The sequence below is a fragment of the Pseudomonas sp. FSL W5-0203 genome (genome assembly GCF_001896155.1).
Lineage (GTDB): Bacteria > Pseudomonadota > Gammaproteobacteria > Pseudomonadales > Pseudomonadaceae > Aquipseudomonas > Aquipseudomonas paracarnis.
The window spans coordinates 17974-28667 of sequence record NZ_MPOR01000006.1; the positions used below are offsets into that span (position 1 = coordinate 17974).

Annotated in this window: 9 protein-coding genes; all 9 read right to left on the minus strand. The window is 62.6% G+C overall.

Annotation, left to right across the window (positions count from 1 at the left end; translation table 11 throughout):
- Positions 1-47 precede the first annotated feature (47 nt).
- The 9 genes from BOP96_RS30750 to BOP96_RS07960 all read right to left on the minus strand — a co-directional run bounded on the left by BOP96_RS30750 (position 48) and on the right by BOP96_RS07960 (position 10688).
- A complete protein-coding gene (locus BOP96_RS30750) occupies positions 48-1535 on the minus strand; it encodes a methyl-accepting chemotaxis protein (RefSeq protein ID WP_073452365.1) in 1488 nt (495 codons plus the stop codon).
- 183 nt (positions 1536-1718) lie between these two features.
- Positions 1719-3866 carry a TonB-dependent siderophore receptor gene (locus BOP96_RS07925; RefSeq protein WP_014718616.1) on the minus strand — a complete coding sequence of 716 codons (2148 nt, stop codon included), beginning with the start codon at positions 3864-3866 and terminating at the stop codon, positions 1719-1721.
- A gap of 212 nt (positions 3867-4078) precedes the next feature.
- Positions 4079-4840, minus strand: a complete 762-nt coding sequence (locus tag BOP96_RS07930) for a PIG-L deacetylase family protein (RefSeq protein WP_014718615.1) — start codon at positions 4838-4840, stop codon at positions 4079-4081.
- A gap of 290 nt (positions 4841-5130) precedes the next feature.
- The gene (locus BOP96_RS07935; RefSeq protein WP_020302308.1) at positions 5131-5790 is read right to left on the minus strand and encodes a glycosyltransferase; all 660 of its coding nucleotides are present in this window, start codon (positions 5788-5790) and stop codon (positions 5131-5133) included.
- Entirely contained in the window at positions 5787-6386 is a 600-nt protein-coding gene (locus BOP96_RS07940; RefSeq protein ID WP_014718613.1) for an SAM-dependent methyltransferase, read from the minus strand. The genes BOP96_RS07935 and BOP96_RS07940 overlap by 4 nt, the downstream gene beginning before the upstream one ends.
- Positions 6383-7141 carry a PIG-L deacetylase family protein gene (locus BOP96_RS07945; protein ID WP_073452367.1) on the minus strand — a complete coding sequence of 253 codons (759 nt, stop codon included), beginning with the start codon at positions 7139-7141 and terminating at the stop codon, positions 6383-6385. Before BOP96_RS07945 ends, BOP96_RS07940 begins: the two co-directional genes overlap by 4 nt.
- Positions 7138-8136 (minus strand): acyl-CoA dehydrogenase family protein, encoded by a 999-nt coding sequence (locus BOP96_RS07950; RefSeq protein WP_073452370.1) that lies wholly within the window; start codon positions 8134-8136, stop codon positions 7138-7140. The genes BOP96_RS07945 and BOP96_RS07950 overlap by 4 nt, the downstream gene beginning before the upstream one ends.
- Position 8137: 1 nt before the next feature.
- Positions 8138-10297 carry a glycogen debranching protein GlgX gene (gene glgX / locus BOP96_RS07955; protein ID WP_073452372.1) on the minus strand — a complete coding sequence of 720 codons (2160 nt, stop codon included), beginning with the start codon at positions 10295-10297 and terminating at the stop codon, positions 8138-8140.
- 121 nt (positions 10298-10418) lie between these two features.
- A complete protein-coding gene (locus BOP96_RS07960; protein ID WP_003191595.1) occupies positions 10419-10688 on the minus strand; it encodes a DUF2934 domain-containing protein in 270 nt (89 codons plus the stop codon).
- Positions 10689-10694: the final 6 nt, after the last annotated feature.

Sequence of the window (10694 nt, forward strand, 5' to 3'; positions counted from 1 at the left end):
CGGTATATCCACCTATTCTCTTTGACTCGCCGTGTTTCGGATTGGGTTCAAGGATGAAACCTGCGCCCCAACGCATCCAGCCGCACCGCGATCGGTGGCAGGCGTTCGCTGCTGCGGGCGAGTGTCTCGACGTCGTCGGCGGTGTTCTGGGCGATGCTTTGCACCGACTGCAAGCGCTCGACGATCTCCAGGTTGGCCCAGGTCTGCTCGCGGGTGGTGGTGACGATGTGGCCGTTGAGTTGGTCGATGTGCGCGATGTCCTCGCCCACCGCCCGTAGCATGTCCACCGCCTCTTGGCTGTCTGCCACGCAGCGCTCTACGCCTTCGCGGCTGGCGTGCATGGCTTCGACGGCTTGGCGGCTGCCGTGTTGCAGGCCCTCGATGATGCTCTTGATTTCCTGGGTGGAGAGGGCGGTGCGCTGGGCCAGGCTGCGCACTTCATCGGCCACCACGGCAAAACCACGGCCTTGCTCGCCGGCGCGGGCGGCCTCAATGGCGGCGTTGAGGGCCAGCAGGTTGGTCTGGTTGGCGATGCTGCTGATCACTTCCAGCACCGAGCCGATTTGCTCTGCCTGCACCGCCAGGGATTCCACGGTCGACTCCGTGCCGTTGATACGCGAAGCCAGTTGGCTGATTTCATGCTGGGCGCGGCCGACGCTTTCCTGGCCGCGCACAATCTGCTGGCTGGCCTGGCCTGCATGTTCCACTGCCTGTTCGACCTGCACCGTAATGTGGCCCATGGCGTCTTCCATGCGCTGCATCGAACCGGTCATTTCGCCGATCTGCGCCAGTTGATGCCGTGCGCCTTTTTCCAGGGTGCCGCTGGCGCTGGCCAGTTCCTGGCCGAGCTGGCCCAGGCCATGGGAGTCGCGAGCGACGCCGTCGATCAGGTGGGTGAGTTGCTGCAGGAAGTGGTCGAAACGCTTGGCGAGGGATACGTGGGCCTTGCCTTCACCTTGGGCGGTTTCCACGGTGAACTGCGAGGTGACGGCGAGCATTTTCTCAAGCATTTCCTGGCTCTCCACCGCTTCGGCCTGGCTATGAACGGCCAGGTAGAGCAGGGCAACGGTCTCCATCGCCACATAGAAGGCGTGAACGAACACCATGGTCCAGCCGCCGTGATGCTCCATCACAAACACCGGCAAGCCCTGGTGTTGCAAGGCATGGAACACCACGTGATGTACCGCGATGGTCAGTGCCGCCACCAGGATCGGCAGCCAGTCACGGTAGAAGGTCAGCACCGCCAACAGCGCGAAAATACCGAAGTGGGATTCGATCACCCCGTGTGCCTGGTTGATGTGCAACGCCGCCATCACCATCAAGCCGGCGCCCAGTGCACAGCGCATCACCCGGGTGCCGCCAATGACGCGATACAGCGCCGTGAGCACCACGCCGGTGCCGCCACCGACGATCACGGCCTGCATGAGGGTGTCGTGCCAGAACGCCAGGCCGAGGGAGAACAGGCACATCAGCCAGATCAATGCCAGCATGATGCGGTCGGCCTTGCGATAGTGCTCGAGAAAACGGACGGGCATTCACTCTTACTCCATGAGAGGGGGCGTCGAGGTCAAGCAAGCACGCGGTGTGCCATACAGGCGCGCCGCTGTGGAGTGAAGCAGATGTTCAGGATTGTTGCCGGTTACCCACGCGTTATCGGCACGCGGGCGCGGGACTTTAAGAGCGGCCGCCCGAGCGGGCAGCCAGGGTGGGCATGAGGCTCAGAAACTGTACTTGGCGGTCAGCATCATATTGCGGGGACTGCCATAGGAGTCGCCACCATAGTCCACATCGTTGGAGATGGACTGGTAGTAGTGGCGATCAAAGATGTTGTTGGCGTTGAGCTGCAAGTCCAGGTGTTGATTGACCCGGTAACCCGCCATCAAGTCGGTGACGGCGTAGCCGCCTTGCTGGAGCCGGTAGTTGCTGCCATCCGCTAGCTTGATGTCGTTGTACATGCGGCTCTGCCAGGAGATATTGCCGCCGATCCGGAGTTTTTCCAGCGGGCCCTGGAAGTTGTAGCGTGTAGTCACTTTGAACAGATGTTCCGGGATGTCGGTATCGAACTGTTTGTTGACCTTCTGCGGGTTGGCGTCGTCCTTGATGGTGTGGGTGCGCGCATAGGTATAGCCGCCGCCGACCTGCCAGTTTTCGGTCAAGGCGCCTTGCAGTTCGAAGTCGATACCCTGGCTGCGGATTTCGCCCGAGGCCTCGGCACAGGACGCCTGCGGGCAGTTGGGCACCACCACGGCCACGGCGCGGTTTTCCTGGTCGACACGGAACAGCGCTACGCTGGCATTCAACGTGCCACCGAAGTATTCGCCTTTGACGCCCACCTCATAATTTTTACCGACGATGGGTTTGAGCGGAGTGCCGGCTGTGCTCTTGTCTTTTTGCGGCGTGAAAATGTCGCTGTAGCTCACATAAACCGAATGCTGGTCGTCCAGATCGTAGATCAGGCCGGCGTAGCGGGTGAGGTTGCGGGTGACCTTGTAGTCGCCAGCGGCATCACGGTTGTCGTAGTCGTACCAGTCCAGGCGAGCGCCGAGGATCAGCTTCAGCGGGTCGGCCAGGCTCAGGCGGCTGGTCAGGTAGAAACCGTCCTGGGTGGTGACTTCGCGAACGTTGTTGGTGCGGGTGAAGTTCGGTTTGCCCGCATTGATCGGCCAGTTGAGGTCGTACGGGCTGTAGTTGTGGGTGGTCATGTCGTAGATGCGCTTGCTGGCGCCCACCACCAGTTCATGGGTGCGGCCGAACGCCTCGAAGGGGCCGCTGGCAAAGGCGTCGAGCCCGGCCTGGTTTTCATCGTAGGTGGCCTGGTACACCGTGCGGGCCAGGGTGTCGTTGGTCCAGCGCGATTGGTAGGAGCCGGAGAACAAGGCGTTCTGTTCGGCGTAGTTGGCGTTGACCTGCAGGCTCCAGTCGTTGGCCAGGCGCTGGCGCAGCTCTGCGAACACGGTGTTGATTTCCTGGTCCTTGTTTTCCCAGTCGGTGCCTGGGTTGTAAGAGCGCGACAGGCCCAGGTGGCGTCCATCCAGGCCGACCATCGAAGCGCCCCAGAAGTAGTTGGTCTTGTCCTTCTGGTTCGAGTAACCGAGGGTCAGGGTGGTGTCTTCGCTCAGGTCGGCTTCGGTGACGGCATAGAAAAGGCCATGATCCTGCTCGGCCTTGTCGATAAAACTGTTGGCATCGCGGTAAGAGGTGACGACACGGCCACGCCAGGTGCCACTGTCATTGAGTGGGCTGGAGGCGTCGAGCTCGCCACGGTAGTCGTCCCAGCTGCCGACGGCGCCGGTGAGCGTGACTTTCTGCTCATCCAGTGGCCGCTTGCGGATCAGGTTGATGGCGGCCGAAGGGTTGCCTGCGCCGGTCACCAGGCCGGTAGCGCCGCGTACCACTTCGACGCGATCGAACATCGCCAGGTTCGGCTGGGCGCCTACCGACGCACCGTTGTAGCCGCTGGGGATACCGTCATACATGAGGTTGTCGATATCGAAACCGCGTGCGGTAAAGCCTTGTCGCCCAGGGCCGTTGGAGTAATTGAGGAACAGCCCCGGCGTGGCGTTGACCACGTCGTTGATGCTGGTCATGGCCTGGTCATCCATGCGCTGGCGCGTGATCACGGTGACGGCCTGCGGGGTTTCGCGCAAGGTCAGCGGCAGTTTGGTCGCGGTCTTCATCGAGCCGGTGGTGTACGACTCGCTGCCTTCGGTGGTTGCGCCAAGCTGTTGGCCCGAAACCTCGGTAGCGCCCAGCTCGATGGTGGCCGGTGCGTCGGCGGCAATGGCCGCATTGGAGGTTGCTAAAGCGATAGTGATTGCCATCAGACTGGGTGTAAAAACGTTGCCGCCGCGTTGTTGCACAAACATGAAAGTAGGGCTCCCCAAGTGCCTTCCGTGGCGAATAGTAAATCTGTTGATAATTATTCGCATCAGTTTGGCAGATTGAGTCTGTAGGGAAAAGCCCAACGTTTGTAGGAGCGCGATTGCTCGCGAAAGACGCGCAAGCGCCGCGTTAATTCAGTAAGCCCGCGTTATCGTTGAGGTTTTTCGCGAGCAAGCTCGCTCCTACAGGGTGGTGGTCAGGTGAACAGGATTTCGTAGGGCTCGCGCATGCGCTCCAGCAATATCTGCGCGAGCATCGGTGGTAAGCCGATCTGCGGGTCACCCACCAATTGGCTGGCGTAGGCGTGGGCGGCGTGCAGCTTGCGCGCGACGGTCCAGGTATCCAGGCGGACCTTGCGTGCACGCTGCCAGGGCATTACCGCGCTTTCCCGGGCCGGCCAATGCCAAGCCCAGATCGGCAGTTCATACAGTTGGGCACCTACTAGGCTGCACGCCCTGGCACTCGCGCGGCCGACGGCATCGTGGTCGTCATTGCCGTCGTTGCGCCAGGTGGTAAACACCACGTCGCCGGGTTGCAGGTAGCGCGCGATGAATTGGCTCATCGGCGATTCACGGGCGGCCAGGGCGTCGTCACAAAATCCGCCACGAATCCATTTCAGGCTGTGCAAGGGCATGCCCAGTCGGCGCAGGGCCTCGGCGCTTTCCTGGGGGCGCACCACGCTCAAACGGCTGGCCGGCCATACTTGAGAGCCGGGATGGCTGGCGCTGCCGTCGGTGATGGAGATCAATTGCAGCGGATGCTCGTGGGTGCTGAGCAGTTGCAGCAAACCGCCGCACGCCAGCACTTCATCACCAGGATGGGGTGCGATTACCACGACGCGAGCGCCGGGCGGTACCAGGGTGTTCAGGGAGATGATGGGGGTTTGCGCCAACTGCGGCGCAGTGTTCCAGATTTGCGCGGGGCCGCGACGGCCTTCGCTTAAGGAGGCAGGCTTCATGGGGTGTCACATCCTTGTCGGTTGATACCGGGTCGTGCTCCGTTGACGGAACGACGCTCTTGTCTTCACCGCAGGCTCCGCTGAGGTGAGTGCGTGGCATGCCAATACTGGAATGCTGTGCGAGGCGTTAGGAGCATAGACAGGCATGGGTATCTGCACAACTTTGATGCGATGTTTGCTGGGCTGACGTCATCGCAGGCAAGCCAGCTCCCACAGAGGGTCTATGTTGCCCACAAAATCTGCGCCTGGCATGGATCCCTGCGGGAGCTGGCTTGCCTGCGATTTTGTTTTTACCCAGCCCGCATCAAGCTCTTCAAGTAATCACCGAACCCACCCTCAGCCCGGCAATCCAGTCGCGCACTGGTCACCACTTGCGGTGCATGGCTCCAGGCAATGGAGGCACCGCAACGCTCCAATTCACGTACCAGTTGTACATCCTCGTGGCATTCCAGCGGTTCAAACCCACCGGCCTCTACGTAGGCGCGGGCACTCACGCCCAGGTTGGCACCGTGGATATGCCGATGCCCGTCGCGGGCCTGGTAGGCCTGCTGATAGCGAATCTGCGCGGCCGGGTCGAAGCCTTCGCTCCAGGCGTCCACGGTGACTGTGCCGCACACCGCGTCGCAACCTTGGGCCAGTTGGGCCACCAACCAGTCAGGGGCGACACGGCTGTCGGCGTCGGTGCAGGAAATCCACCGCGCGCCTTGCTCCAGCAAGTACCCTGCACCCACGCCGCGGGCGTGCCCGACGTTGCGGGCCTGCACGTGCAGGCAATGCACCTCGTGGGCCTGGGCAATCGCCGCGCTGGCATCGCTGCAACTGTCGAGTACTACCAGAATCTGTACCGCTTCACCCAGCAAGCCCGGGTGGTTGGCGGCGATCCGCGCAGCTCTCAGGCAATCATCCAATAGGGCTTCTTCGTTATGTGCCGGGATCAGAATACCGATCATCGTAAACCCTCGTGGCGAGCGACCGAGGTGCCATCGAGGCTCCACAGGTTGAGCAGGAAATCCGGGTCCTGGTACTGCACCAATGGTGCTACACCCAGACGCTGTTGGAGCACGGCGTGCACCTGTTCGGCGGTTTGCGGGCAACCGTCAATGGGCACTCGCCAATGACAGGCAAGAATTTGCCCGTCAGCGGTCAAGGCGGCGAGGGCGCAATCGATCAGACGATTAAAATCATCGACATCAAGGTAATAACAAAGCTCACTCAATACGATCAGTTCGAATTGCCCGCCGGGCCATTGTTCTGGCAGGCGACGCTGCTCCACGCGGGCATGAGGAAAATGCTCCAGCCGCGCCTGTGCCAGACGCACCGCAGCGGTGGCGGTGTCGCAACACAGCAGGCGGTCGCAACGCGGCGCCAGCTCGGCACTCAGTTCGCCGTTGGCACAACCCGGCTCGAATATCGACGCATAGCGCAGCCGCGTCAGCACGGCCAAGGTCAGGGCGCGCTTGCGTTGTTCGTACCAGCGCTGACGAAAAGCCCAAGGGTCGTCATTGCCGGCAAACAACTGGTCGAAGTAGGGGGTTGCCACACTCATACGAATACCATCTCAAAAGGTTGCAGCAAGCGCTCCACCACATAGGGCGCCAGCACCGGTGGCAGGCCGATATGCGGGTCGCCCTCCAATTGGCTGGCAAAGGCGTGGATCGCATGGCGTTTGCGCGCCACTTGCTCGGCGGTCAGCGGGATCTTGCGCGCACGATGCCAGGGCACCTTGTGGTCTTCGGCAGTGGCCCAGTGCCAGGTCCATACCGGCAGTTCACACAACACTGCGCCGACGGCCTTGGCTGCCTTGGCGCTGGCGCGGCCCACGGCCTCATGGTCGCAATGCCCATCCTCGCACCACGTGGCGAACACCACATCGTTAGGCTTGAGGTGGCGCTGGATAAATTCGCAGAGCTGGGTTTCGCGCTCGGCCACATGGCTGTCGGCAAACCCGCCGCGCAGCCATTTCAAACTGTGCAGCGGCAAGCCAAGGCGATGCAGGGCCTGGGCTGATTCCTGCGGGCGCACTACGCTCAGGCGCTCCACGGGCCAGCGCCGGGAGCCAGGGTGGCTGGCGCTGCCGTCGGTGACGGAGATCAACTGGATGGGGCGATCCAGCGCAGCCAACCCTTGCAGCAAGCCGCCGCTGCCCAGCACTTCATCATCCGGGTGCGGGGCGACGATCACCGCTCGATGCCCTGGCGGCACTAACTGCGCCACGCTGATGTGGGGCAACTCGGCCAATCGTGCGCTGTTTTGCCAGTGGCTCAGCGGTGTGCCCTGGCCAACAATCGGATTGGGCTTCATAGCGCCCAACTCCCTGTGGGCTCGCCGGCGACCTGTTCGCCGAGGGCGGCCAAGTCGCGTTCGGCATGGCTTTGCCGCACATACACCGGCAAATCCGCCATCAACTGGGCAAAGTGCGGGTCCTTGCAATACGGCCCGGCGCCGACCCCACGGCCCACATGCTGGATCACTTGCTCGACGGTGTCCTCGATACACGCACGCGTCTGTTGCGCCAGTTGCCGCGCATCGGCGCGTGGCTCGCGGTCGATCTGCGCGGCGCTGGCGCGTAACACGCAGGCGGCGCTGTTCAAGGCGCTGTCGACCGCGCCGAGGTGGGCCAGTGCATGAGGCTCCGCACGCTTGGCACATTGGGCGCGCAGCACTTCACCCAGGCGTTGCGCTGCGCCGTACCAGCACGCGGCAATGCCGATCCCACCGTGCCAGAAGCCCGGACGGGACAGATAGTCCCCCGGGCCGCCCACGGCAATTCCCCTGGCGGCGCTGAACAGGATGTCGACGCTACCGGTCGCCGCCATGCCCACCGCCTTCCAACCCTCATCCGTCACCGTGATGCCCGGTTGATCCATCGCCACGGCCACCAACTGCTGGCGGTCCTCTTCGTCCCAGGCCGTCAGCAAACCATGGCTGACCACCGCCGCACCGGAACACCAGGCCTTGCGCCCCTCGACGAGCAGCCGCTGGCCGTCGCGACGCACGCGCACCTTGGCAGTCGGCGGCTCGGCCGCCCACATGCCCCAGGTGCTGCCCAGCGGCGGCAAGGGGCTGTCGAGTTCGGCAATGATCGCCAGGGCATCGGTATGGCCTTCGAACAACTTGCACAGGCGCAGGTCATGCCCGGCCACCTGGGCCAGTTGGCTCAAGCGGGACAGGGTCTGGCCGCTGCCCGGCAACGGCAGTTGATCAAGGCCTTCTTCTTGAAGGGCCCTCAGGGCATTACCCAGGGCTTGCGTGTCGGCATAGCCTCGGTAGCCCTGAAGGAAACCGTGCAACGCCATTTCACACCTCGCCTTCGTGCTGCAGTTCAAACAGCAGCAGCGAGCGAGCGGTGACCGCGTACTCATGCTCGAAATCAAAGCGTTCCTGGCCACGCACAGCCGGGTCGTTGGTGTCGAGCAGGCATGTCCAGAACTCGCCCTCCGGCACCGGCGGCAGGCGGAAATTGACCTGATCGTGATGGGCGTTGACCACCAGCAGCAGCGTGGCGTCGGCCCCGGCACGACGAATCCCGGTTTCCTGGGCGCGGCCATCCATCAGCATGCCCAGGCAGCGGCCCTGGCTGTCTTCCCATTGCTCGGTGGTCATTTCGTTGCAATCCGGCGCGAGCCAGGTGACGTCCTTCACGCCGATGTCTTCGTTGTAGTCGCCCACCAGGAAACGCCCGCGCCGCAGGATCGGGTATGCCAGGCGCAGCTTGATCAGGCGCTTGACGAACTTGAGCAGGGCCTTGCCGTCATCGTCCAGGTCCCAGTTGACCCAGCCGATCTCGCTGTCCTGGCAATAGGCATTGTTGTTGCCGTGTTGAGTGCGAGCGAACTCGTCCCCGGCGACGATCATTGGCGTGCCCTGGGCCAGCAGCAAAGTGGCGAAGAAGTTGCGCATCTGGCGCAGGCGCAGCGCGTTGATCTCCGGGTCGTCGGTAGGGCCTTCGACACCGTGGTTCCAGGACAGGTTGTTATTGCTGCCGTCCTGGTTGTTTTCGTCGTTGGCCTCATTGTGTTTGTCGTTGTACGACACCAGGTCGTGCAGGGTGAAGCCGTCGTGGGCGGTGATGAAGTTCACCGAGCTGTATGGCCTGCGCCCGCGGTGGTTGAACATCTCGCCCGAGGCGGTCATGCGCCCGGCGAAATCGGCGAGTTGGCCATCGTCGCCTTTCCAGAACGCACGCACGGTGTCGCGGAAGCGGTCGTTCCATTCCACCCAGCCTGGTGGGAAGTTGCCCACCTGGTAGCCACCGGGGCCGCAGTCCCAGGGTTCGGCGATGAGTTTCAACTGGCGCAGCACCGGGTCCTGGCGGCAAGCCACGAGGAAACTGTGGCGCTCATCGAACCCGTCGCGGTAGCGACCGAGGATGGTCGCCAGGTCGAAGCGGAAGCCGTCCACGTGCATCTCGGTGGCCCAGTAGCGCAGGGAGTCGGTGACCATTTGCAGCACGCAGGGGTGGCTCAGATCCAGGGTATTGCCGGTGCCGGAATCGTTGATGTAGAAACGCTTGTCGTCGGGCATCAGCCGGTAGTAGGAGGCGTTGTCGATGCCGCGCATCGACAGGGTCGGGCCGCGCTCGTTGCCTTCGGCGGTGTGGTTGTAAACCACGTCCAGAATCACTTCCAGCTTCTGCTCATGCAGGTGCGCGACCATCTCCTTGAACTCGGCGATCTTGCCGCTGGCCAGGTAGCGCGGGTCAGGGGCGAAGAACGCAATGCTGTTATAGCCCCAATAGTTGGTCATGCCTTTTTCCAGCAGATGCTGGTCGTTGACGAAGGCGTGCACGGGCAACAGCTCGACCGAGGAAATGCCCAACTGACGGATATGCTTGAGCACGTCATCTTCCATCAAACCGGCGCAGGTCCCCCGCACCGACTCGCCGACCGAAGGATGACGCATGCTGATGCCGCGCAGGTGGGTTTCGTAGATGATCGTGCGGTCCCACGGCACTCGTACCGGTTGGTCGTTGCCCCAGGTGTGCGCCGGGTCGATGACCTTGCACTTGGGCACGAAGGGCGCACTGTCGCGTTCATCGAAACTGAGGTCGTCGTCCGGGTGGCCGATGGTGTAGCCAAACAGCGCTTCGGACCATTTGAGTTCGCCCACCAGTTGCTTGGCGTAGGGGTCGATCAACAGCTTGTTGTGGTTGAAGCGATGACCATTGGCCGGGTCATAGGGGCCGTATACGCGATAACCGTAAATCAGCCCGGGGTGAGCATCGGGCAGGTAGCCATGAAAGATTTCGTCGGTGTATTCGGGCAGTTCGATGCGTTCCAGCTCAACCTCGCCGGTATCGTCAAACAGGCACAGCTCCACCTTGGTGGCGTTGGCGGAAAACAGCGCAAAATTCACACCCAGGCCATCCCAGGTGGCGCCGAGGGGGAAGGGCAAACCTTCACGGATCCGCGACGGCTCATGAACCGGCGTCGCTGTGGTGTTGTCGGGTTTGCTCATCGAGTTGCTCCTGCAAGGGGTCTTTTTTCGGGCCGAACGCCGCCGTACTGACGGTGCTTCAGCGCATGGCTTGGACGGAAAAGGGCCTGCAGCGCGCAATGCGTGCTGCAGGCCCGAGAAATCATGGGGCGGGCGGTTTGGGCTTCTTCGGGGCGGCGGGTTTCTTCGCCGCAGGTTTGGCGGCGGCAGGCGCAGCAGGTTTGGGCTTTGCCGCAGCCTTGGGCGCGGTTTTCGGCTTGGCGGCCGGTTTAGGCTTGCTCGGCGTCAGCGCCTCGGCTTCCGCCAGCTTGCGCGCCATCTCCCAGTGGCGATCATGGGCGCCATCGGGCTTGCCTTCAGACTCCCAGATCTGATGCGCCAGTTCGCGAATGCGTTTGTCTTCTTTACTCATCACAAA

Coding starts and splice junctions, on each gene's coding strand:
- BOP96_RS30750 (WP_073452365.1), bottom strand. CDS start 1,535: ATGCCCGTCCGTTTTCTCGAGCACTATCGCAAGGCCGACCGCATCATG.
- BOP96_RS07925 (WP_014718616.1), bottom strand. CDS start 3,866: ATGTTTGTGCAACAACGCGGCGGCAACGTTTTTACACCCAGTCTGATG.
- BOP96_RS07930 (WP_014718615.1), bottom strand. CDS start 4,840: ATGAAGCCTGCCTCCTTAAGCGAAGGCCGTCGCGGCCCCGCGCAAATC.
- BOP96_RS07935 (WP_020302308.1), bottom strand. CDS start 5,790: ATGATCGGTATTCTGATCCCGGCACATAACGAAGAAGCCCTATTGGAT.
- BOP96_RS07940 (WP_014718613.1), bottom strand. CDS start 6,386: ATGAGTGTGGCAACCCCCTACTTCGACCAGTTGTTTGCCGGCAATGAC.
- BOP96_RS07945 (WP_073452367.1), bottom strand. CDS start 7,141: ATGAAGCCCAATCCGATTGTTGGCCAGGGCACACCGCTGAGCCACTGG.
- BOP96_RS07950 (WP_073452370.1), bottom strand. CDS start 8,136: ATGGCGTTGCACGGTTTCCTTCAGGGCTACCGAGGCTATGCCGACACG.
- glgX (WP_073452372.1), bottom strand. CDS start 10,297: ATGAGCAAACCCGACAACACCACAGCGACGCCGGTTCATGAGCCGTCG.
- BOP96_RS07960 (WP_003191595.1), bottom strand. CDS start 10,688: ATGAGTAAAGAAGACAAACGCATTCGCGAACTGGCGCATCAGATCTGG.